The organism is Timonella senegalensis JC301 (assembly GCF_000312125.1).
Classification (GTDB): domain Bacteria; phylum Actinomycetota; class Actinomycetes; order Actinomycetales; family Cellulomonadaceae; genus Timonella; species Timonella senegalensis.
Genome location: NZ_HE978644.1, coordinates 167163 through 189546 on the forward strand (window position 1 = coordinate 167163; position 22384 = coordinate 189546).

General features: G+C 62.3%; 20 protein-coding genes. 8 read left to right on the plus strand and 12 right to left on the minus strand.

What is annotated here, in order from left to right:
- Nucleotides 1–762, minus strand: a complete 762-nt coding sequence (locus HGSM_RS11480; protein ID WP_019148913.1) for a uracil-DNA glycosylase — start codon at nt 760–762, stop codon at nt 1–3.
- A 22-nt stretch (nt 763–784) separates the two neighbouring features.
- Between HGSM_RS11480 and HGSM_RS14200 the strand changes: the two genes are divergently transcribed.
- From HGSM_RS14200 to HGSM_RS11505, 5 genes are all read left to right on the plus strand, one after another.
- Nucleotides 785–1213 (plus strand): DUF3263 domain-containing protein, encoded by a 429-nt coding sequence (locus tag HGSM_RS14200; RefSeq protein WP_019148914.1) that lies wholly within the window; start codon nt 785–787, stop codon nt 1211–1213.
- 172 nt (nt 1214–1385) lie between these two features.
- The gene (locus tag HGSM_RS13875) at nt 1386–2063 is read left to right on the plus strand and encodes a LytR C-terminal domain-containing protein (RefSeq protein WP_019148915.1); all 678 of its coding nucleotides are present in this window, start codon (nt 1386–1388) and stop codon (nt 2061–2063) included.
- Nucleotides 2064–2205: 142 nt separating this feature from the next.
- A complete protein-coding gene (locus tag HGSM_RS11495) occupies nt 2206–2409 on the plus strand; it encodes a cold-shock protein (RefSeq protein WP_019148916.1) in 204 nt (67 codons plus the stop codon).
- 172 nt (nt 2410–2581) lie between these two features.
- Nucleotides 2582–4048, plus strand: a complete 1467-nt coding sequence (locus tag HGSM_RS11500) for a phytoene desaturase family protein (RefSeq protein WP_040595210.1) — start codon at nt 2582–2584, stop codon at nt 4046–4048.
- A 156-nt stretch (nt 4049–4204) separates the two neighbouring features.
- The gene (locus HGSM_RS11505; RefSeq protein WP_019148918.1) at nt 4205–4684 is read left to right on the plus strand and encodes a GyrI-like domain-containing protein; all 480 of its coding nucleotides are present in this window, start codon (nt 4205–4207) and stop codon (nt 4682–4684) included.
- On the opposite strand, the gene HGSM_RS11510 is transcribed toward HGSM_RS11505, so the two are convergent.
- Nucleotides 4674–5582, minus strand: coding sequence for a hypothetical protein (locus HGSM_RS11510; protein WP_019148919.1), 909 nt, complete (start codon nt 5580–5582; stop codon nt 4674–4676). The two genes, HGSM_RS11505 and HGSM_RS11510, sit on opposite strands and share 11 nt — an antisense overlap.
- On the minus strand, nt 5579–6112 hold the full coding sequence (locus HGSM_RS11515; protein ID WP_019148920.1) for a hypothetical protein: 534 nt from the start codon (nt 6110–6112) through the stop codon (nt 5579–5581). Before HGSM_RS11515 ends, HGSM_RS11510 begins: the two co-directional genes overlap by 4 nt.
- 310 nt (nt 6113–6422) lie before the next feature.
- Here HGSM_RS11515 and groL point away from each other — a divergent pair, with 310 nt between their 5' ends.
- A complete protein-coding gene (gene groL, locus HGSM_RS11520; protein ID WP_019148921.1) occupies nt 6423–8054 on the plus strand; it encodes a chaperonin GroEL in 1632 nt (543 codons plus the stop codon).
- A gap of 108 nt (nt 8055–8162) precedes the next feature.
- On the opposite strand, the gene HGSM_RS11525 is transcribed toward groL, so the two are convergent.
- From HGSM_RS11525 to HGSM_RS11565, 9 genes are all read right to left on the minus strand, one after another.
- Nucleotides 8163–8453, minus strand: coding sequence for a WXG100 family type VII secretion target (locus HGSM_RS11525; protein ID WP_019148922.1), 291 nt, complete (start codon nt 8451–8453; stop codon nt 8163–8165).
- Nucleotides 8454–8625: 172 nt separating this feature from the next.
- Nucleotides 8626–9360 carry an HD domain-containing protein gene (locus HGSM_RS11530; RefSeq protein ID WP_040595130.1) on the minus strand — a complete coding sequence of 245 codons (735 nt, stop codon included), beginning with the start codon at nt 9358–9360 and terminating at the stop codon, nt 8626–8628.
- Nucleotides 9361–9551: 191 nt separating this feature from the next.
- Nucleotides 9552–11165 (minus strand): sensor histidine kinase, encoded by a 1614-nt coding sequence (locus HGSM_RS11535; protein WP_019148924.1) that lies wholly within the window; start codon nt 11163–11165, stop codon nt 9552–9554.
- A 4-nt stretch (nt 11166–11169) separates the two neighbouring features.
- Nucleotides 11170–11889 (minus strand): response regulator transcription factor, encoded by a 720-nt coding sequence (locus tag HGSM_RS11540; RefSeq protein ID WP_019148925.1) that lies wholly within the window; start codon nt 11887–11889, stop codon nt 11170–11172.
- Nucleotides 11890–12045: 156 nt separating this feature from the next.
- A complete protein-coding gene (locus HGSM_RS11545; protein ID WP_040595132.1) occupies nt 12046–12624 on the minus strand; it encodes an NYN domain-containing protein in 579 nt (192 codons plus the stop codon).
- Between the two features lie 114 nt (nt 12625–12738).
- Nucleotides 12739–13497: a PspA/IM30 family protein gene (locus HGSM_RS11550; RefSeq protein WP_019148927.1), complete on the minus strand. Its 759-nt coding sequence runs from the start codon at nt 13495–13497 to the stop codon at nt 12739–12741.
- Between the two features lie 159 nt (nt 13498–13656).
- Entirely contained in the window at nt 13657–15690 is a 2034-nt protein-coding gene (locus tag HGSM_RS11555) for a TPM domain-containing protein (RefSeq protein WP_019148928.1), read from the minus strand.
- Nucleotides 15691–15904: 214 nt separating this feature from the next.
- On the minus strand, nt 15905–17563 hold the full coding sequence (locus HGSM_RS11560; RefSeq protein WP_019148929.1) for a DNA repair helicase XPB: 1659 nt from the start codon (nt 17561–17563) through the stop codon (nt 15905–15907).
- Between the two features lie 52 nt (nt 17564–17615).
- A complete protein-coding gene (locus HGSM_RS11565; protein WP_019148930.1) occupies nt 17616–20060 on the minus strand; it encodes a helicase-associated domain-containing protein in 2445 nt (814 codons plus the stop codon).
- A gap of 179 nt (nt 20061–20239) precedes the next feature.
- Here HGSM_RS11565 and HGSM_RS11570 point away from each other — a divergent pair, with 179 nt between their 5' ends.
- Together HGSM_RS11570 and HGSM_RS14205 are read left to right on the plus strand one after the other, a co-directional pair.
- Entirely contained in the window at nt 20240–20623 is a 384-nt protein-coding gene (locus HGSM_RS11570; protein WP_040595214.1) for a cold-shock protein, read from the plus strand.
- A 7-nt stretch (nt 20624–20630) separates the two neighbouring features.
- On the plus strand, nt 20631–22346 hold the full coding sequence (locus HGSM_RS14205; RefSeq protein ID WP_019148932.1) for a DUF3027 domain-containing protein: 1716 nt from the start codon (nt 20631–20633) through the stop codon (nt 22344–22346).
- The last annotated feature ends 38 nt before the right edge of the window (nt 22347–22384 follow it).

The window sequence follows — 22384 nt, forward strand, 5'->3', positions numbered from 1 at the left end:
CTAGAACAGCGTCCCACCTGCTTCTGCGCCGCGTGCAGGCGGGAGCGTCCAATCGATGGGTTCCTCTCCCCGCGACAGAAGAATCTCGTTGATCCGAGAGAAGGGCTTGGACCCGAAGAATCCCCGGCGAGCAGAGAGCGGACTGGGGTGCGGGGACAAAATGGCGAGAGAATCGTCGTGAATAAGGGGGAGCAGCTTGGCTGCGTCATTGCCCCACAGGACCACCACGGGCGGCTGTGGACGAGCGGCGAGCGCGCGCAGCGCGGCGTCCGTGACGCCCTCCCAGCCAAGACGGCGGTGTCCGCCGGCCTGCCCTGCAGGCACAGTCAGGACGCGGTTGAGGAGCAGGACGCCCTGCTGGGCCCAAGCGCTGAGATCTCCGTTCGCGGGGGTGGCAAGGCCAAGGTCGTCGTGGAGCTCGGCAAAAATGTTGGTGAGGGATCGAGGAACTCGGGAGTGTGGGGCGACCGAAAACGACAGTCCCACAGCGTCTCCGGGCGTGGGATAGGGGTCCTGTCCCACGATCACCACGCGGATCCGGGAGAAGTCGGAGTGAAATGCGCGCAGGGCGTTATCGCGTGAGGGGAGAGTCGGCGCCTCAGCAGGCCCGGGATACAGGCTCTCCATGAGCCTGCGGATCTCGCCGGCAACGGGGGCCAGCGCTTCGGACCAGGTGGGAGAGACTCCCTGCTCATTGAGGAGCCAGTCGAGGTCTGGAACGTCTTGGAGTTTGCCAGGGTTGCGCGATTCAGGGGAAGCCACCCAATGAGGTTACCGTTGAAGGGTGAGCAACACGAAGGACACCAGGGAAAGTACGGCGAGCGAACCAGAGCCAGCGGAAGGCGCGCAATGCGAGCCCTGGGATGTGGGCGCGGATCTGGACGTCGAACAAGCTGCAGAACCAGCTGCAGAACTAGACTCTGATGCACGTCCCGAGCACGAGCCGGAACCAGACACTCACGTGCCCTCGCCCGCGGATGTTGACCAACTGAGCGATCTTGATCGCGCAATCCTCGACTTCGAGAGCCGGCTGTGGAAGAAGACAGCCATCAAGGAACGGGCGATAGGCATCGAACTGCAGATGCCTCCCACGCAGTATTACCTGCGACTGGCTGCCCTCGTGCGGACTCCCCAGGCAGCGCAGTACGCCCCCGCAACAGTGGCCAAGGTGCTCGCGTACCGTGCGCGGACTCGAGGGCGTGACTGGGCGTGACGAGTCATCGCGAGGGCGATGAGCACGCTGCATATGGCCCGCGCAACCACCCTGGCCACGCGCAGCGCGCGGAATGCCGCAGAATGCCTGGCCACCGGAGTGTGACCGGTGATCTCGTGGAAAGTTGGTGAAGCGTTGCCGTTTTCGATTGGGTTGTGGATATTCTTAGGCCGTGAGTAAGAGGAAGCCTGAGTACCCAGCGGACGAGTTCAACCTGCCCAACGGCGCTATCGAGCGTGCCGGTGTTCACCGTGCAGGGAGGAGCACGTGGAGCAGCCTGTGGCCGTTCCTCGCGGTCTTCGCAATCACGTTCGCTCTCGGGCTCGGCGCAATCAACTACCTGATGCAGGTGCCAGACTCCAAGGTCGGGGACCTTATCGACCAAGTAACCTCTGGCGGCACCAACGACGCCGGCGAGAGCGACGGCAGTTCGGAGGACCCTGAAGCAGGAGCCACGGACGACGGAACTGACGCCGAGGGTGACGGGGCCACAGATGGTGCCACTACGGATGGTGGAACCGAAGGCGGAACCGACGCATCCGAGGAACCATCGGATGAGCCCACCGAAGACGCTCCGGCTGAGATCAACCGCAACGTAAGCGTCCGGGTGGTCAACGCATCGACCGTCACGGGAGCGGCAGCGCGAGGCGCCGAGAAACTCACTACGGACGGCTTTACCTCCGTTGAAGCCGCCAACTTTGATCAGGGCGAAAAGCCGACCGCCTCGGTGGTCTATTACAAGGGCGCTGATAACAAGGCAACCGCGGAGCGCGTTGCAGAGCTTCTCGATATCCCACAGGTCGTGAGCGCGGATACGCTGCGCGCGGACGTCTCTGTCGTCCTCCGATAACACAAATTGGTAACAAGGTGCGGTTTCCCCCTTTTCATCGGGGCGCGCACCTACTAGGCTCAGTGTGAGTCACCGGAGCCATGACCTTGCTGGTCGGGGCTTCCACGACGTGAAGAACCCCGCATTACGCAAGGAGCAATTCATGGCACAGGGAACCGTCAAGTGGTTCAACTCTGAAAAGGGTTTCGGATTCATCACCCCAGAATCGGGTGACCAGGATCTGTTCGTTCACTTCAGCGCAATCCAGACCGATGGCTACCGCACTCTCGACGAGGGCCAGGCTGTTGAGTTTGAGGTTGGCCAAGGTGCGAAGGGCCCACAGGCTGAGCAGGTTCGCCCGCTGTAATCGTCTTAACCGCCGAACTTCGGGGCCACTCAACGCGGTCTCGCTGTGACGACTAAGCCCAGCATGTGCGTGACATATGCTGGGCTTCGTCATGTTGCGTGCACTCCAGCCCTTGGCAGGTCTGGGGTTCTGGCGCGCTATCGTGGTGGAACCTAGTGCAGATGGAGAGCCCGTGAGCGTTGAATGCGACGTCGTAGTTGTTGGAAGCGGACCCAACGGCCTTGCCGCTGCGGTGACGATCGCGCGGGCCGGCCTCTCGGTGAGAGTGCTGGAACGCAACGAGACAATTGGCGGCGGCGCTCGCACTGCGGACCTGGGCCTTCGCACGGGAATCGTCCATGACATCTGCTCCGCAGTCCATCCTATGGGTGTCGCGTCCCCGTTCTTCCGCGAATTTGACCTAGCCTCGCGCGGTGTTGAGCTCCTCGAGCCGGAGGTGCAATACGCGCAGCCCGTCACCCTGGATAGGGCCGGCCTCGCCTACCGTGACATCGATCGCACCGCCGAGGGGCTCGGCGCCGACGGCGCTGCATGGAAGGCACTCCTTGGCCCTTTGGCAGAGCACCCCGACGCAGTTATCGCCGCTGCTCTCGGAGACAAAAGGTCGATCACCCCGCACATGCTGCGGGAGTTCTATGGCATGGCACGTTTTGGCTTAGCGGCCCTTGAACAGGGCACGCGGCTGTGGAACCGGCGTTTCACGGGGGACGTGGCGCCGGCGCTTCTTTCGGGCGTAGCGGCCCACGCTATCGGCCCCATGCCGAGCTTCGCGGCCGCTGGCACGGCGCTTATGCTGGGCGCTCTCGCACACTCGCACGGCTGGCCCATTCCACGGGGTGGAACCGGCAGCATCACCGACGCCCTCTACCGCGATCTGGTTGCACACGGCGGGGAGGTGCTAACTGGCCACGACGTAAAATCGCGCGCGGATCTGCCCTCCGCGCAGGCGTACCTGTTCGATACGACACCGCGCGGCGCCCTCGAAATCCTCGGCACGTCGATTCCGGACGACCTTGCGGGAGATCTGCGCAAGTTCAAGTACGGAAGCGCTGCCGCTAAGGTCGACTTCGTGCTCTCTGAGCCGGTCCCATGGAAGGTCGCGGAGATCGGCCGCGCAGGAACAGTCCACATTGGTGGGACGCGGGCCGAGCTCGCGCGCGCGGAAGCACAGATCGCACGAGGGAAACTCGCCGAACAGCCGGTCGTCCTCCTCAGTGACCCAGGCGTCGTGGACGAGACCCGCGTGGTCGACGGATATCGGCCCTTGTGGACCTACGCACACGTTCCAGCGGGATCACCGGTGGATGCAACCGAGGCAATCGTGCGCCAGATCGAACGGTTCGCTCCGGGATTCCGGGACACAATCGTCGCGAGTCATTCCACTCCGGCATCGCAGATGGCGGAGCACAACATCAACTACATCGGCGGGGACATTGCGGGGGGCGCAGCCACCCTGTGGCAGATGTTTGCGCGGCCCACAGCGCGGATCAATCCGTACTCGCTGGGGGTTCCGGGCGCGTACCTGTGCTCATCGTCGACTCCACCAGGGCCTGGCGTGCATGGCCTCTCCGGCAAGTTTGCCGCGCAGCGAGTCCTCAAAGAGGTCTTCCACGAACCGGTTCCGTACGTCGGAGTTTGACTAAAACCGGCCAGCAGCTCATGTCGAGCGCCAGGGCGGGTGAAATTCGGGCCTTGAGGGTGTCTTTGGCCGTTTTTTCGCTCTTGACCTCGTGCGATGTCACAGTGTCTGGTTACCCTAATGGGGTCAGATCGGTCGATTCGTAAGGGGTTTGGCATGCCAGCTGTTTCTGGAGGTCAGGGCTTTCCTGAGCCTCAGGTCGTGATTGGTTCCGCGCAGGACGTCGCAATGGTGCGCGCCGTAGTTGAGGTAGACAAGATCCCCGCTTTCTATGGCCGTGCCTACCCTCTCCTTTTTGGGTCGCTGGGCGCGCGCGGGATTGCCCCAGCTGGCGCACCCATGGGCATCTCGTTCTGTGCCCCTACAGCCACCATTGAACTGGGTGCCGCAGTACCTGTTGCGGGGCCAGTGTCAGATGACGGCGAGGTCGTGGCGTTCGCACTTCCCGGAGGTCCAGCCGCCAAGGTGCGCTTCCGCGGGTCCTACGAGCAGCTCCCCGCGGTGTACTCACACATCCGTTCCTGGCTTGTGAACAACGGCTACACTCCCGGCACGGTCTCCTGGGAGCAGTACGTGACCGAACCGGGCGGCGACCCAGAGCAGAACATCACGGACGTGTTCTGGGCTATCGGCTGACTCCACGCACTCGGCCCCACACGTTCTTGAGGAACGGTGGCATCTTTTCGAGCGGGAAGAAAGCGAACCAGCACACAACAGTTGGCAGGAAGTGGATGCCCAGCGCAAAGAACGTTGCGGTGTGGAAGAGGAAGAACAGGCAGATGAAGGCGTACTGCCACTTCCCCTTCATCCAGAACACTGCCACGGAGAAGATCTCGATGAGGTAGAGCCCCCACTGCGCGACCTTGAGCAGTGCGGGGTACTCGAGGGTCCACGTCACCAGCACGGAGCCGCGGCGCATAAACGCCCAGGTAAATACGGCGGAGTTGGGCCAAGCCCAGAGCGAGCCGTTGGTGAAGATCTTCGAGAACACCGAGCCAAAGTACGTCAGCACCGTGCACACCTGGGTGACGCGTAGCTCCCAGCCGGCGGCCTGTGATTCGCGGCGGTCAAAGAATCCTGCCGCGCCCACGGTGGGCAGAACCCATGTGGTGACCTGGAGTGCCATGTGGTCGTGCGAGACGTACGAGAATCCCTGCGAGTTGGCCATCCACGCCAGGAACAGTACGGCCACAGCCCACCCTGCGATGCGGGGCAGCACGTTTGCCATGGCGAGCAGGCAGAATACGATCAACGCCCACTGCATGATGGTCGCCGAGAGGACGCTCGGCTCCGGGAACGGCAGGTTGCGGCCGATCCACGTGGGGTCGTAGAGTTCCGGCGCGTAGCCGTGTGGGATGACGTCGTTGGTCAGGTACAGGACGTCCCAGATGACAAACCCGTAGATCAAGACCCGGAAGACGGCCACTCTGGCGAGTGGCACCTCGGGAAAGGCCCAGCCTATAAACCTGCCTGCTGCGCGCCTGATTCTCGACGATTCACTCACGTCTTGCTGTGTGAGTTCTGTGTTGCTCATGGTTGCTCTCCGTAGTTCCCCTTGACGGTCCATTCGGTGAGGAACTCGACGTCATACTCTCCAGTGGGCTTGCCGTTCTCGATGTAGGAGATTGTGCGCTCCATACGCAGCTGGACGAACTGTGGCCGATGCGGGTGGAGGCCATGCCAAGCTCGAGCTATGCCCTCGAGTCGCGACGGGTCGGCTAGGATCTCGGTCACCTGACCCTCAATCTCCGCACGACCCACGCCTACGCCCTTGGGGTTCAGAGGAACGCGCATTTCCTCACCATCCGTGGTGGTGGCAATGATCCGGATTGCCTTGGTGGGAGCATTCAGCGGGCGTCCGTACGAGTACTGAGAGAGCGAGCCGAGCGGGTACCAATCGTTGGTGCTGATGACCTGACCGATACTCAGGATGAAAAGTCCAACGAGCGCTCCCGCGAAGCGCCACGATTTGCTGGCGGTGCTCAGTGGGAGGGCGGCAGCGGGGCTAGGTTCTGGCGGATTCGGCTGAACTGGCGGCGTCTTCGGGGCGGAGGGCACAGGCATAGGGCAAATCTAGCAACAGGTAAATATCCAGTTCATCAGCCTTTGGGGGGAGTTTCCCCCGGTGATCCTTTTCTGGGGCGTGCCGACAGCGAAATGCCGACAGCGAAATCTGGCGTTCCCGCCACCTCGCTTCTTGCACTCGATGGGGGAGAGTGCCAATAATGGAGTTAGCACTCTCATGGTTAGAGTGACAACAAACTTCGGTTTGCCGGTGAGAAGCTGCCCATCAGTGACATGAACTGCTGAGTAGTCTTCGTCCGTCGCGGGCATCGCAAACCACCACCAGCCACAAGCGGAGGATTTTCCCACAATGGCAAAGCTTATTGCTTTCAACGAGGAAGCTCGTCGCGGCATGGAGCGTGGACTTAACGTCCTCGCTGACACCGTGAAGGTCACCCTTGGCCCAAAGGGCCGTAACGTCGTTCTCGACAAGAAGTGGGGCGCCCCAACGATCACTAACGATGGTGTGTCCATCGCTAAGGAGATCGAACTTGAGGAGCCTTTCGAGAAGATCGGTGCCGAGCTCGTCAAGGAAGTTGCCAAGAAGACTGACGACGTCGCGGGTGACGGTACGACCACCGCGACCGTTCTTGCTCAGGCACTCGTTCGCGAAGGACTTCGTAACGTTGCCGCAGGCTCCAACCCAATCGCGCTGAAGCGTGGTATTGAGACTGCTGTAGCTGCTGTAACCACCGAGCTGCACGCAGCAGCCAAGGAGATCGAGACCAAGGAAGAGATCGCAGCAACCGCCGCAATCTCCGCCGGTGACCGCCAGATTGGTGAGCTCATCGCCGAGGCTCTCGACAAGGTTGGCAAGGAAGGTGTCATCACCGTTGAGGAGTCGAACACCTTCGGCCTTGAGCTCGAGCTCACCGAGGGTATGCGCTTCGACAAGGGCTTCCTTGCACGCTACTTCGAGACCGACCCAGAGCGCCAGGAAGCAGTCCTCGAGGACCCATACATCCTACTCGTCGAGTCCAAGATCGCTAACGTCAAGGACCTGCTCCCACTCCTCGACCAGGTCATGAAGCAGGGTCGTTCGCTGCTCATCATCGCCGAGGACGTAGAGGGCGAAGCACTCGCTACCCTCGTGCTCAACAAGATCCGTGGCACCTTCAAGTCGGTTGCCGTCAAGGCTCCTGGCTTCGGTGACCGCCGCAAGGCCATCCTGCAGGACATCGCAATCCTCACCGGTGGTCAGGTCATCTCCGAGACCGTTGGACTCAAGCTTGAGACCGCAACCCTCGACCTGCTCGGCCAGGCTCGCAAGGTCGTAGTCACCAAGGACGAGACCACCATCGTCGAGGGTGCAGGCGACGCAGACCAGCTCGCTGGCCGCGTCAAGCAGATCCGCTCCGAGATCGAGAAGTCGGACTCCGACTACGACCGCGAGAAGCTCCAGGAGCGCCTCGCTAAGCTCGCCGGCGGTGTTGCAGTCATCAAGGCTGGCGCAGCAACCGAGGTTGAGCTCAAGGAGCGCAAGCACCGCATCGAGGACGCAGTCCGTAACGCAAAGGCTGCCGTTGAAGAGGGAATCGTCGCCGGTGGTGGCGTTGCCCTGATCCAGGCTGGCGCAAAGGCATTCGCGACCGAGGCTCTGACCGCCCTTGAAGGTGACGAGGCTACCGGTGCAGCCATTGTTCGCGCGGCAATCGACGCCCCACTCAAGCAGATCGCGATCAACGCTGGTCTCGAAGGTGGAGTTGTGGCTGAGAAGGTTCGTTCGCTTCCTTCAGGCCAGGGCCTCAACGCCGCAACCGGCGTCTACGAGGACCTGCTTGCAGCTGGCGTCAACGACCCAGTCAAGGTAACCCGTTCCGCTCTGCAGAACGCTGCCTCGATCGCCGCTCTGTTCCTCACCACTGAGGCAATCGTTGCTGACAAGCCTGAGAAGGCTCCAGCAATGCCTGAGGGCGCTGGCATGGGCGACATGGGCTTCTGATCTAGCCCGAGCTCGTAGCTTATTTCACGCAGAGGCGGCCCCCGGAGATTTCCGGGGGCCGCCTCTGCGTTGCGCGCGTGGAGTTGTGCGAGGGGAGTAGGGGGATCGTCAGGCGCGGAAGAAACCGCGGACGTTGGACTCTGCATCGAGGTAGGTGTTTGCGGTTGCGTCCAGTGCGCGGTTAATCGATTCGAGGGCGGTCTCGACCTGTCCCTGAGTGTTCCGCCAGTTGGTGGCCACGCCCTGGAACTGGACTGCTGCGTCGCCCTTCCAAGAGCTCTGGAGGTTGGTCAGGTGGGCCATCATTGCGGATACCTCGGAGCGAATGGAGTCGACTGAGCGGCGGACGTTGGCGCTTGCTGCGCTTACTTGGGCGGTGTCTACGGAGAATGAGGACATGGAAACTTCCCTTCGGTTGGTGGTGCGGGTTGACTCGCCAACGCTATGGAAGTCTTCCTAGGGAAGGCAGAAGCCCCGGTCGCCGTTGTGGACAACCAGGGCTTCCCCAGGTGAATGAGTGGCTGTGGACAACTGTGAGCCTATTTGGCGCGCGCTTCCACTGCAGGGTGAACTACTTTTCCTCAGGCTCCCCAACGGATTCTTGGGAGTCTTCGAGCTTCTTGAGTTCCTTGACCAGTCGTGCCTGCTCTGCCACGAGGTTTTGGCGTGCAGGGTCCTCCCATGCGTGCGACGCAGCCGTGGAAAAGAGTTGATCCCGCTCAAGGAGTTTGGTGACGATGCGTAGCCGAGCACGAACAAAGTCGATCGGCGGAATGTGTGCGTACTCGTCGCGGATTGCCTTGAGGTACAACTTGTAACGCTGAGGGTCGGACTTGAGGATGGCCAGATCCGCGTCAACGAGCACAGCGCAGTCCGTATCTGCCTTCACAGCCTTGTGCCGGACGAGCTTGGTCACCATACTTGCGACCTTCTCGACTCGTTCCTCAGGAACACCGATCTCCAGGAGTTGCTTGCGAGCTAGTGCGGCGCTTGCTTCCTCGTCCTCACCGGCGGCGTTTGCGTACGCAACCTTTGCAGCCGCAGAGAAGACAGCACCGTGGTACCACGCGGCAAGCCGTACAAGGTCGGGATCGGCCGCTTCTTCAGCGAGTTCGTCAACGTGCGACAGTACGTCAACTAGGTGCTTGAGCCCGTGGTAGGTGCGATCTTCCTCGCTCCAGCGATTCAAGAGACCCCGGCAAATAGCTACGAGCTCGGGCTCATTTGCGGTAGCGCCCGCCGCCTGACAACTTCGAATCCAAGAGGATAGGAGCCACTGAGGAGCCTCAGTAGTCTGCGCAAACATCGTGTTCCTTTTGACGGACGGTTATCTGGCCAATCTAGCAAGGTGCGCGTAGAAACACACCTTTACCGTCCAGTGGCTGAACGCCGCTGCGTATTGACCCAGAGAGTTATCGTAGTCCTCCCAACAGCTAATGTCGCTACCTCAGTGGGAGATCCGTACGTCACCTTTCTGCGAGCACGCGCCTGTGCAGGTCAGAGGGGTGTAATTGCACTCGCGGGTATCTCCAGTCGTACTGTGAGACCGCCACCAGGAGTCTCGAAGACGCGCACGGTGCCATTGTGGGCGTGCAGGATCGCCGAGACGATTGCTAGGCCGAGCCCGGAACCGCCAGACTTTCGGTTGCGCGAGGAATCAACCCGATAGAACCGTTCGAACACGCGGTCCGCGTGCTCGGAGCTGATGCCCGGGCCGTGGTCGCGTACCTCAACCACCACAATCTCGCGGTTGGCCTGACCATTTCCGGTGGCATTCTCGGGTGGAAGCGGAGCCGCCACCCCACTGTCAGGCTTGCGCCCGAGATCGTGTGGGGGAGCAGTTAACGTGCCCAGGGCGATCTCTACGGGGGAGCCCTCAGGCGTGTGCCGGTAGACGTTGCCCACGAGGTTGGCAAACACCTGACGGAGCTTGTCCTCATCGCCCGTGACGGAGGTTGTACGGGCAGGAACGCCGGGCACGAGTTCCGTGATGCGAGGGGCGCGGCTAGGGTCGAGAGCCTTCAGGTCGCTCACTGCGTCGAGGGCGAGAACCGCCAGGTCGACTTGCTCAGACTTCATCGCCTTACGCTCGTCGAGACGCGCAAGATGTAGAAGGTCCTCTACGAGGTTCCCCATGCGGCTGGCAGAGTCCTCAATGCGGCGCATTGTGTCGTCCATAGCGTCAGCGTCCTTTAACGCACCCATGCGGTACAACTCACCGTATCCACGGATCGTGGCGAGCGGCGTGCGCAACTCGTGCGAAGCGTCGGAGACAAACTGTCGCATTCTGCGCTCCGATGCCTCCTGAGCGGAGAACGAGTGCTCAAGGCGCTCGAGCATTGTGTTGAGTGACTTAGCCAAACTGCCAACTTCAGTGGACGACGGCGCTTGAGGGACTCGTCGTGAAAGATCTCCCTGCGCAATCTGCGCAGCAGTCTTCTCAATGTTCTGGAGCGGCCGCAACGAGCGACCCACGGCATAGAGCCCAACCGAGCCACCGATTCCCGCGATGAAGAGGCCGGAAAGTAGGAGAACGCGTTGGATTTGGTCGATGATCGCGTAGGTGTCAGTCAGCGGTAGCGCCACGTAGGCTTCCCCGATGGTGCCCTGGCCCTGCGTCGCTACCTGCCGGTACAGGACCCGCCACTCCGTGTCATTGAGGACGGCCTTGGTAGTGAACGGAGCTGACGGGGCATTCGATGGCCCTGGGCCGGTCGTGATGTAGGCGGAAAGGTCGGGAAGGGAATGGTTCTCGATCGTCGAGTTCATGTACCAGGCCTTGGTCTCGCCGCCGAACAACTTGAACTGGAGGTAGTAGTCGCTTGGCAGGAACGAGGACGAGCCTTGCTCTGCGATCAGTTGGCTCGAGATCGCTGAGTAGGTGGTGGTGAGGTCATCATCCACCTGCCTGATCAAGTAGCTCTTGAGCAGCGTGGTAGTCAGCAGGGACGCGATGGCGAGTCCAATGAGCAAGACTATGACCACGGTCGCGGTCAGGCGGGTGCGGAGTGACAAGCGAGCAAAGTAGGAACGCACAGGGCCCGCAAGCTCGCCGTCCTCGAACTCACTCGAACCCGCCGGAGTATATGGGTGGGTCGAAGGAAGAGTCATGGCGCTATCTTGAGGTTGGCTTTCGCAGGAGGTAACCGATTCCGCGCTTGGTGGTGATCAGTGGTTCCACCGGCCGTCCGTCGAGTCCAACGAGGTTGTCGATCTTGCGGCGCAGGTACGAGATGTACGACTCCACAATGTTGGCGTCACCACCCCAGTCGTAGTCCCACACGTGATCGAGAATCTGCGTCTTAGACAGCACACGACCGGCGTTGAGCATGAGGTAGCGCAAGAGTTTAAACTCCGTGGGGGACAGGTCAATGACCACTCCGGCGCGGCGTACCTCGTGCGAGTCGTCGTCGAGCTCGATGTCAGCAAAACGGAGGATCGCGTCGGACTCCTCGACCTGGCGGGTCCTGCGGAGGACTGCGCGGATGCGAGCCACTACCTCCTCAAGGGAGAAAGGCTTGGTCACGTAGTCGTCACCGCCCACGGTGAGCCCGCTGATCTTATCTGCGGTGTCGTCACGCGCGGTAAGGAACAGTACAGGGGTGTGGATTCCGCGCTCGCGGAGGCGCCGGGTTACAGTGAAACCGTCCATATCCGGCAGCATGACGTCTAAGACGATCAGGTCAGGCTGCATGTTGGTGATGAGTTCTAGCGCGCTCTGACCATCGTCAGCAGCGAACACTTCAAAGCCAGCAAAACGCAGCGAGGTCGAAAGCAGCTCACGGATGTTTGGTTCATCATCAACGATAACTAGACGTGCCTCTGGAGTTCCCATACAACTAGCATGCATCAGTTTTCTGGATAGTGACTGAGTGAAGGCTGGGGGGAGCGGGGCGAAAAAGCAAGTGGGTGGACCCTGTGCTTGGGCCCACCCACTCGGATGAGGTAATACGGCAGAACTGCGAACTGCTCGACTGCCAAACTCTGCGTGCTAGATGTAGCGCAGCGGGTTGAACTCGTGGATTGGGATGATCCGAACGCGAGGCAGGATCGTGTTGAAAGCGCCAACGTTGTCCTCGAGGTCGTAGAAGCGCAGCCCCTTCTCCTCGAGTGCAGCCATCTGAGCGTTGACGAACTCGCGGAAGCAGAGAAGGCCTACGCGGTGTCCCCGGTCCAGGAGTGCCTCGATCTGCGGGATGAAGTCACCGTCGTGGCTTGCGAGAAGGACGTCTCCGTCGCCCTCGCCGATTGCCTCGAGCATTGCCTGAATACCCATGTCCACAACCTTTTCCTGGGCAGTGCCAGAAAGTGGAATGGGGCGGTAGTTCATGGCAAGAAGCGCCTGCACGAAAGGCATTGGCATCTGACCAGACGAGGCGTTGAGGAAGAAAAGTGATGTGACGGGCTGGTTGAAAACTTCAGCAGTAAATTCGGCGATGCGATCCCAGCGTGGGCGCTCGTCCGGGTTAGGTCGGTGTCCCAGGACGTTAAGACCAAGGGTTGCGTCGATGTTCTCCCCATCGACCAGCAAGTAAGTCTTGCGGCCTGACCGCGATATTTCATTAGACATGCCTCCCACTTTATTGCCGGTGGGACGAGAAAGGGGTGTTTCGTGACCAAGTTGGCCACGAAACACCCCTCGAGTTGCTCTCAATCACCCTGTGAACGGGTGATCACCACCGCATCAGTGCTCGGTAACGTAGGTCGACTCGATCTCAGGGGCGGCACGGTTGCCGGCCTTCAGAGCGGCGAGTCGGTTCTCCACCTCGATGCTCTCTGCGGAGACCTCGAGGTCCTTGAACTGAGCCTCAATGGAAGACGCTGCGATCTCCTGCTGTCCGAGTGCCTTGGCCTCCTCGCGGCGCACACGCTCCTCGAAGCGTGAGATCTCAGAGGTTGGGTCGAGGACATTGATGTTCGAGATAGCGGACTGAACTTGCTGCTGAGCCTTGGCGGACTTGTCGCGTGCTACGAGCGAGTCGCGCTTGTTCTTGAGCTCGTTCAACTTCTCCTTCATCTGGCCGAGGCCCATCTTGAGCTTCTCAACCGTGTCGCGCTGCGAGTCGATCATTGGCTGCGCGGTCTTGACCTCGGACTCTGCCTGGACCTGGCGCTCCAGAGCAACCTTGGCCAGGTTGTCAAAGCGATCAGCCTCGGTGGTGTTGCCCTGGGAACGGAAGGAGTCGCCGCGCTGTGAAGCGGCGAGGGCCTTCTGGCCCCACTCCTTCACTGCGTTGACATCCTCGTTGTAGTCCTGCTCAGCAAGGCGGAGATTCCCGATCGTGGTTGCGATCGCCTGCTCTGCCTCGGCGATCTGGTTGGTGTAGTCGCGCACCAGTTGGTCGATCATCTTCTCTGGGTCCTCAGCGCCATCGATGAGTGCGTTGATGTTTGCCTTGAGGAGCTGGGAGATGCGTCCGAAGATGCTCTGCTTCTGTGCCATGGTTTTCCTTCCGGATTATCGGATTGCTCCCCGTGCGGGGATGTCTTGTAAAGCAGTACAGCAAGTAAATCCTTGGTGCTAGGACGAAGCTTCTGTACGAGTCCGCCGCGTCCACATCTTTTCTTGGGGTAGCTGCCGGGTGAGGGTTCTGCTGTCCAGTTAGAAGCGTCCACCACCAGAACGACGGCCACCTCCGCCGCCGAAGCCGCCTCCGCCGCCACCACCACCGAAGCCGCCTCCGCCGCCCCAACCACCGCCGAAGCCGCCGCCTGAGCTGCCTCCGCCGAAGCCTCCACCGCCTCCGCCGCCACCACCGCGCAGGATTTGGTCAAGAATGATGCCGCCAAGGACCATGCCGCCCATGTTGTTACCACCCTGGCCGTTGTTGCGGTTCTGGGCGTCGTATCGGCGGACGTCCTCCTCAGCGATTTGCTGTGCTTGCTGGGCCATGTTCTGTGCCATCTGGGCGGCATTGAGTGCCTGCTCCGGGCGGGTGTTCGCGAGCTGCTGGGCGTTGCCTAGATGGCGGACCGCCTCAGAGAGGCGGGTGCGTGCCTCGGAACCGACGGCGGCCTTGCGTGCCTCGATGTAGGCGTTGGTGCCCTGGACCGTTGAGGATGCGCGGCCGATGAGCTCGCCCAATCGGGCGGCGGCGCGGCGGCGGATCTCGTCCTGCTCGCGCGCGGGTTCGAGGGCCTTGTCCAAGTTAGTCTCGGCGTTGTCCAGTGCAACGAGTGCGGCGAGTGGATCGCCGCCGTTCTTGGCTGAGTTGGCCTGTGCTACTGCTGCCTTCGCCGCCTGCGCTGCAACTGCGACCTCGGGTGATCCTGCCCCGATACGCGCAACGTCTTGGAGGTCTGAGGTGATCGATGCGATTGCGTTGTCGAGTTTGACGCTTGCCTGCGCAAGGGTTGTGCCGGCCGTGGAGACTGACTGCAGCAGTTTGCGAGCCTGCTCAAGTGCGGCGCTTGCGGCTCGCGACTGGAGGACAGCTGCAGCGCGGTCGTCCTGCTCCACGTTTGCCTGTCCTGTCTTGATCGCCGTACGTGCCCCCGCGATGAGGGACTGCGCGTGGTCTGGGTTGCCTGAGACCGAGGCGAGTGCGGATTCGGGGTAGGTCAGCTTGAGGCGATCAATCTCGGAGCGCGCTCCTGGGATCTGACCCTCAACAGCGTCGGCCTCACGCAGAGAACTTTCCAGGACGTTACCCACGTTTGCCTGGAGGTTACGCAGCTCGTTGAAGTGACTCGACTGCTGCTCGAGGGTGTTGCCGGCGCGTTCGCAGAGCCCGATGATGTTCGCCATCATCTGCCTGGCCTCTTGCTCGGTTTCCTTATCAGCGTCGTCGAGGAGTTGGCGAATCTTGAAGGCCTCGCTGGCGTCCTTCTTTGCCGCGTCCAGCGCCTTGGAGAACGGTTCGACCTCTACCGGACCGAACTGTGCCTCAGCAAATCCGAGTTCCTGCTCCGATGATTTGATGGCGTCATCGATGGCCACGAGCGAGCGGGACGCGCGCTTGTCGAGCTCGTCTGTTGAGAGGGAATCGAGTGGGTGTTGGCCCTGCTGCGGGCCTCGCTGCGCGCCGGCCTCGTTGCGGCGCTTGCGGGTCGTCACGTAGGCGATGCCGCCGACCACGGCCACTCCGGCGAGGCCTGCAACGAGTAGTCCGGTGCCGTTGACGCCGGAGGAACTGGACCCGCCGCTGGTCAGCGAGTCCGCCGCGGCGAGTGCCGCGCCATCCCAGTTCTCGTTCTTGAGGTTGGCCTCGATCGCCTTCAGCGCCGCGTTGTACTCGGAGTCACTCATGGGGAGGTCGTTGGACACGGAGAACTGGTACCTGCGCGCGTCGGTCGCAACCGCAAGCAGGACGTCGTTGGTGCGCAAGTCCGACTTTTCTACGGTCTGGTTAACCCATTCGTCCACGGTCAACGATCCAAAGTCGGGTACGTAGGCCACAAACAGCGAAATGCCCTCTTCGGTGCTGAGCTTCTCAATCCTGTCCTTCACCACGTCTGGCTTGGACAGCACGCCTTGTGGGTCGTAGACCTGCGAGGGCAGGTCGAGGGGTTCCTCCGCACGTGCTTGCGGCGCGGCAATCAGCATTGTCGCTAGAGCGAGGAAGAGTGCACACAGGATGCTTGACACGCGCGTAGCAAAGGCGCGACCTTGGGCTTCACCAGCGAATTGATTCACACCTTGATCTTTGACCACATCGAGTGACCTACGCAACGGTATAGAGCGAAGTTCGCCCACTGCCGAACTCTGCGTGTCGGCAATCGTTGTGGCTTGTCAGAGGACTATGAAGTCACGACACGGTGTGAGGGAATACCCCCTGCGCCGTGCCATCGTGTCAGCTTTCATCCGGAGCGTTCCACACCAAACCAAACGCGCGCCGTACGTCCCGCGTTTAGGCAGAGACGTCCTCAGCATCAATGATCGAGTAGGCGTATCCCTGCTCCGCCAGGAAGCGCTGGCGGTGGGCAGCGAACTCCTGGTCCACTGTGTCGCGGGTGACCACGGTGTAGAAGTGGGCGGTGCGACCGTCCTGCTTAGGTCGCATGACGCGGCCGAGGCGCTGTGCTTCTTCCTGGCGGGAGCCGAATGACCCGGAGACCTGGATCGCCACGGATGCCTCGGGCAGGTCAATGGAGAAGTTAGCGACCTTGGAGACCACAAGCTTGGTGACCTCGCCGGTGCGGAAGGCCTCGTAGAGCCGCTGGCGTTCCTTGACCGGGGTCTGGCCTGTGATGACCTCCGCACCCAGAGCCTTGGCCAGCTCGTCGAGCTGGTCGAGGTACTGGCCGATTACCAGAGTGGGCTCGCCCTCGTGCTTCTTGACCAGATCGAGCACGACTCGAACCTTCCCTGGGGCGCAGGCTGCCAGACGGTACTTGTCCTCCGGCTCCGCAATCGCGTACGTCATGCGGTCGGCGTCTGACAGGGTCAGTCGCACCTCCTGACAGTCCGCTGGAGCAATGTAGCCCTGTGCCTCAATGTCCTTCCACGGGGCATCGAACCTCTTGGGGCCAATGAGGGAGAACACCTCGTCCTCACGGCCATCCTCGCGAACCAGGGTTGCGGTGAGTCCGAGTCGTCTGCGTGCCTGCATGTCCGCGGTCATGCGGAAGATCGGGGCGGGGAGCAGGTGGACCTCGTCGTAGATGATGAGTCCCCAGTCGCGGGCGTCCAGCAACTCGAGGTGCGTGTACTCGCCCTTTCGCCGGGTGGTCAGCACCTGATAGGTCGCGATCGTGACGGGCCGGATCTCCTTGCGGGTGCCCGAGTACTCGCCGATCTCGTCCTCGGTCAGGGTGGTGCGGCGGATTAGTTCGTCGCGCCACTGGCGGGCGGACACGGAGTTGGTAACCAGGATAAGGGTGGTCGTGCTGGACTTTGCCATGGCGGCCGCGCCCACGATCGTCTTACCTGCTCCACAGGGCAGGACCACGACTCCGGAGCCTCCGTGCCAGAAGTTCTCGACCGCCCCCATCTGGTACGGGCGCATGGTCCAGGGCTTGTCCTTGGCCTTGTCAACGGGCGAGATCTCGATGGGGTGCTTCTCACCGTCCACATATCCGGCGAGGTCCTCTGCCGGCCAACCCAACTTGATGAGCGCCTGCTTGAGGTTTCCGCGTTCGGAACGGTGCACGATCACAGATGAATCGTCGATCCGTTCGCCAACGAGCCCCTTGGTCCGCTTGGACTTGAGTACTTCCGCGAGCACGGCCTTGTCCGTTGTGGTCAGCACGAGCCCGTAGGTCGGGTGGGTGGTCAGCTGTAGGCGTCCGTACCGGGACATGGTCTCTGCCACGTCCACGAGGATGGAGTGGGGGACCGGGTACCGCGAGTAGTTGATCAGCACGTTGACCACGGTTTCGGCGTCGAGTCCCGCGGCGCGCGCATTCCACAGTCCCAGCGGCGTGAGCCGGTAGGTGTGGATGTGCTCCGGCGCGCGTTCGAGTTCCGCAAAGGGGGCGATCGCGCGGCGCGCTTCGGTCGCTTGCTCGTGGTCAACTTCGAGCAGGAGGGACTTGTCGCTCTGTACAATCAGTGGCCCGTTGGGCATGTGTTTACTCCTTGTGGGGGACGCCTTGGATGTCAACGCGATGGGTGTGCGGTCAATTCCCGGCGGGTGGTTCGGTTGTGTGCGGCTGGTTCAGCCGGGTTACAGACGCGATCCTGTGGATCGCCACGGTGAGCTCGGATTCGCGGGCGGGATCTGCCGCGCGCAGTCGTCCCGAGTCGAGCCTAAGTGGCTTAAGTGTGCGGTGGGTCAGCGTGCCGCGTGAATCGGCCATCGCAATTGTCACGAGCGATCCGTCGGCTATCGCCTCCCGGAGCAGCACGATGGTCAGTGAGGGCTCGTCGCCTTGGTCGGGGGATGAGTCACTGATTTTCGACGATTCACCTGGGGTCCCACCGCCCGTTACGCCGTCGTGTGGTGGTGTTGGGGATGGGGTGGGCGTCGCCTCGTGCTCGGCGCGCAACTGGGCGACTACCGCGAGCGGCGCTGAGTCGGCTCCGAGGGGCGCCTTGCGAGTGCCGAGGTATGTGACCTTACCCAGGGCATCGTCACCGGGGAATGGGGTGGATACCCCGAGGTTGACGTCTAGGTGCGAGCGGATGGAGCGGGTGGAGACCCGTGTCTTTTCGCTCTGCCGGTCGGCGGTGATGACCTGGCCGTCCGGCGACTCGACCACGGGCGCCATGCCCGCCTCTCGGAGAAGCTGCAGGACCGTGGTGATGGGGGCGCTGGCTCCCAGAACCGTTGGCGCGATCTCGAATATTCCAACGGAGGCAAAAGCGGGAAGCGAGAGGATAGCGGCTGCTGCCGCCTCGTCGTGAATCCGAATATAGCTGGACATGGCGCCAACCCGAACGTTTCCGTGTTTCCTAGCCACGTCGGCAATGAGGTAGGTGAGGGGCTGGGGCAGTGGCGTGACCGAGTACATGCCCAACTCGTCGATAATTTCGGCGGCCCCCATGCCCTCATCGAAAGCGCGCGTGATGGACTCGGGCGTGAAGCGCACGGTCAGTGCGCCGCCGCGGGACTCGACCACGGCGCACAACTCGAGGAGCGCCTCCAGCGGGGGTGTGGGGCGTCCCGGCACCATGCCGGTCAGGTCGCCCTGGACAAAGATCTCGCCCACGGGCTCGGGCAGGGCATTCGCGAGTGCTGCCGCAAGGCCGTCATCGGTGCCAGGCAGAAGCGCGCCGGCGCCCGTGAGACCGAGGAACTCGGCCTCACGGAACAGGCCTGCCACGGACTCGGGGGTGATGGCAGCCCGCGGGGCGTGCCAGCGCAACTCGGCGAGCACGAGTTCGGGAGTCATCGGGGCCAGCGGGTGTTCCCTCAGGACAGACAGGACATTGTTGCGCAGCCGCGGAACCCAGGCCTCATGGACCTCGGGGTGCAGGGCATTGATTGTGGAGGCGCGCTCGTCGAGCTGGCCGATGCGCCACGGCATCCGCTGAGACACCAGCCAGCCCTGCACCAGCTGGGACCAGCGGTGCTCGACGTCCAGGGCCAGCCAGTCGTCGGCCGAAACTGTGGGCGAGAAGTCCTTCGCCGCATCATCCGAGGTCCGCACGAGACGCGAGGCAAGCGCCAGCTCGCACACGAGCACCGCATCCTCGGATGTCAGGTCGAGCGAGTTGGCCACACGCTTGAGTTCGCGCACTGGCAGGCCACCGTTGCGTAGGGACTGGGCGGGGTCCCGCTCCCACAACGCAATGAGTTCGGTTACTAAGCGAACCGACTCGGTTGCCGCTCGGGCAGCCTCCGATTGGATGGACTCTGGCGTGAGCGAGGCGGCATGACCGGTCAGCGGAGGCAGACTCAGTCCGCGGTGCGTGCGGCCCTGCCTCAGAGCGAACGCAGTCTGGCGCGGGATGTAGACGTGACTCGAGTCGAGGAGCTCGAGGTACGCGTTGTGCAGCAGCCAGCGTAGCGCCTCATTGGTGGGAGGTTCGTTCGCGGCCGCGTGCGTAGACAGAAGGTTGGCCGGCACACGCGCCACGGGGGGACCCCACAGCACGGCGTTAAGTACAGTGCGCGAGTACTCCGGTGCGCTCGCGGGCAGGGGGTCGGTTGCGACCGCGTTTGAGGAGAGCGGGCCGAAGCCGGCCGGAAACGTCTCGAACAGGTCCTCAAGCCCGGGTGCGAGCCGCAGCTGGTCTTCGTCCCACCACAGGAGGGCAAGGGAAGTGAGCGTGGAGAGCTCCGCTCTGAACTGGGCAGCATCGGAACTGTCACCGTTGACGCCTGTGCTGTCCTCTCGGCCCTCGTGGCCTTCTCTTCCATCGCCAAGCACGGCGGAGCGGAGGTCCGCCTCCGAGGTCCCGCGGCCGAGCGAGTGCAGAATAAACACTGACTCCAAGATCTCGAGAGCGCTCGCGTTCAGGGAAGCGAGTGCGCGCGAAAGGCTCGCCCCGTTGCTGGCTCGCGCGGCAAGGGACACGAGGTTGGCCGGGGAGGGGGAGGCCAAATCTGGTCGCCGCGTCAGGAGCGCGACGAGAGCTTGATCGTCAAACGACCGGATGGAGTGCGAGAAAGTGCCCATCTAAACAACTTTACGTGGGTGGGCAAGTCCGCCGGGCAGTTTCGCTGAGAGGCAAGAACGCGCGTATTGATTGTTCAAAGAAATGGCCGCGCAGGTATCCTAAAGGTTCATGAACTTTCTTTGCGGCAACCTGGATGTTTGCGCAGGCCGCAGAGTTCCGTCGAGTACACGAGGTAAACGTGCCCACCGGTAAGGTCAAATTTTTTGACGTTGAGCGAGGTTTCGGATTCATCACCACTGATGAAGGAGACCAGATCTTTCTGCACGCTTCTGCCCTCCCCGAGGGAGCCCCAGCGCCCAAGCCGGGCGCCCGCGTGGAGTTTGGCGTAGCTGACGGACGTAAGGGTCCGCAGGCGCTCTCTGTGACCTTCACTGAACCGCTTCCATCCGTCGCGCGCGCCCAGCGCAAGCCAGCAGAAGAAATGGCGATCGTCGTAGAAGACGTCATCAAGCTGCTTGATTCCGTGGGGAACCAGCTGCGCAACGGACGGTATCCGGACAAGGGCTCCGCTACAAAGACCGCGAACGTACTCCGCGCAATCGCAGACGCAATCGAGGCGTAAGAAACATATGACCACAGCCACCGTTCCGAGCAACAGGAGTCCGCGCATCAAGCCAGACTCCGTGCTGATTGCGGCAATCGAGTTTGCACGCGGTGCTGCCCTTGAAGAGGCCGAGCACGCGCAGGACGTCGGTGAACACGTGGGCGCAACCATGCTTGGCGACCGGTTCGCGATGCACAAGTTTGAGTGCACCATGCGCGGATACGTTGGCTGGCACTGGTCGGTCACGATCGCACGTGCGCCCCGCGCCCGAGTGGCTACGATCTGCGAGGTCGCGCTGCTTCCTTCAGAGCATTCGATCCTGGCGCCCGAGTGGCTCCCGTGGTCGGAGCGTCTCCAGCCTGGAGACATCGGCCCCGGCGACGTTCTGCCGTTCCGCGAGGACGACCCGCGGCTGGTGCCCGGCTATGTTGCCACCGGCAACGAGGACGAGGATCGGGTTGCGATCGAGGAACTTGCCCTAGCGCGAGCCCGAATCCTCTCGGAGACCGGTCGTGACGATGCCGCCAAGCGTTGGTACGAGGGCTCGCAGGGGCCGCGTTCGGCGGGATCGCTGCAGTCTGCTGCCTCGTGCGGCTCCTGTGGGTTCCTTGTCAAACTGCAGGGCTCGCTCGGGCAGGTCTTTGGCGTGTGCTCGAACGCGTGGTCGGACGACGACGGCAAGGTTGTTGCGCTCGGCCATGGCTGTGGCGCGCACTCTGAAACGGACGTCGCGCACCGCGCGAGCGAGTGGCCGGACGACCACCCGATTATTGACGAGCTCTCGATTGAGCAGGTTGCGCAGGGCGAGTTGGAATCACTTGCTCCAGCGAGCGATGCAGACCGCGCCGGAGACGTCGAGAAGCGTGCGCAACGCATCGCGTTCGCCGCACAGGTAGCCGAAGCCGCCAAGTCGGCCCACGCAGCCAAGTCCGAGGGAGACAGCTCGGCGGATTCCGAGCCAACCGCGTTGCAGTCGGCTGACCCCCACTCAGGCAAGGAGCAGGGTTCCGGAACCGGCGCCTCGCAGAAGTCTGGGCGCAGGGGCTCGCGCCGTTCCGACCGTGGATCGCGGGATCGGGACCATTCAGCCTCTGACAATGAGCAGTCCTCCGGTCCTGAGAACACCGGTCACGCTGGTAATCACGGATCCACTGCGGACTCCGAGGCGCAGGAAGGGCGTGCTGTACTCGACGTGATTGCCGAACTCCGGACCAAGTCGCGTGAGCAGGCACGTGAGGAACGCAACGAGCAGCGCGCGGAGAAGGCAGCCCGTCAGGACGTCAGTAAGACGCTTGACTCGATTGCGGCCTCCATCGGTGAAAAGCCTGCGATCGCGGCCGTTGAGGGCGCAGCGAATGGTGCAACTCCTTCAGCGCAACCCGAGGTTTCCAGCTCAGCTAACACCGACGGCTCTGCAATTGGCCAGTCCCGGCCCAAGCGGTCGCGCAGGTCAACGAGGTCGGCGGGTAACGCTGGTGGCGCTGCATCTGCGGCACCTTCTTCATCCGGTGCGACTCCGACAGTTGAAGGCTCCGCACCGGCGGCCCGCAGGCCACTGACACTGTCTGACATTGCTCTTCCGCCCGCTAAGGGCGAACGCAGTGAGCAGGAAAAGGCAGCCTCGAAGAGGTCGGAGGCGCCTGCGACCGACAAGCAAGTGGACAAGCAGCAAGCGTTGTTCGACCTAGACAAGCTTGCCCAGTCGCTTCCGCAGCGTGAGGCACCGGGTTCCAAGAACTAGGCGCCCACGGCGCGTTGCTAAGAGGGTGGCTGCCCTGC

Coding starts and splice junctions, on each gene's coding strand:
- HGSM_RS11495 (WP_019148916.1), top strand. CDS start 2,206: ATGGCACAGGGAACCGTCAAGTGGTTCAACTCTGAAAAGGGTTTCGGA.
- HGSM_RS11505 (WP_019148918.1), top strand. CDS start 4,205: ATGCCAGCTGTTTCTGGAGGTCAGGGCTTTCCTGAGCCTCAGGTCGTG.
- HGSM_RS11510 (WP_019148919.1), bottom strand. CDS start 5,582: ATGAGCAACACAGAACTCACACAGCAAGACGTGAGTGAATCGTCGAGA.
- HGSM_RS11515 (WP_019148920.1), bottom strand. CDS start 6,112: ATGCCTGTGCCCTCCGCCCCGAAGACGCCGCCAGTTCAGCCGAATCCG.
- groL (WP_019148921.1), top strand. CDS start 6,423: ATGGCAAAGCTTATTGCTTTCAACGAGGAAGCTCGTCGCGGCATGGAG.
- HGSM_RS11525 (WP_019148922.1), bottom strand. CDS start 8,453: ATGTCCTCATTCTCCGTAGACACCGCCCAAGTAAGCGCAGCAAGCGCC.
- HGSM_RS11530 (WP_040595130.1), bottom strand. CDS start 9,360: ATGTTTGCGCAGACTACTGAGGCTCCTCAGTGGCTCCTATCCTCTTGG.
- HGSM_RS11535 (WP_019148924.1), bottom strand. CDS start 11,165: ATGACTCTTCCTTCGACCCACCCATATACTCCGGCGGGTTCGAGTGAG.
- HGSM_RS11540 (WP_019148925.1), bottom strand. CDS start 11,889: ATGGGAACTCCAGAGGCACGTCTAGTTATCGTTGATGATGAACCAAAC.
- HGSM_RS11545 (WP_040595132.1), bottom strand. CDS start 12,624: ATGTCTAATGAAATATCGCGGTCAGGCCGCAAGACTTACTTGCTGGTC.
- HGSM_RS11550 (WP_019148927.1), bottom strand. CDS start 13,497: ATGGCACAGAAGCAGAGCATCTTCGGACGCATCTCCCAGCTCCTCAAG.
- HGSM_RS11560 (WP_019148929.1), bottom strand. CDS start 17,563: ATGCCCAACGGGCCACTGATTGTACAGAGCGACAAGTCCCTCCTGCTC.
- HGSM_RS11565 (WP_019148930.1), bottom strand. CDS start 20,060: ATGGGCACTTTCTCGCACTCCATCCGGTCGTTTGACGATCAAGCTCTC.
- HGSM_RS14205 (WP_019148932.1), top strand. CDS start 20,631: ATGACCACAGCCACCGTTCCGAGCAACAGGAGTCCGCGCATCAAGCCA.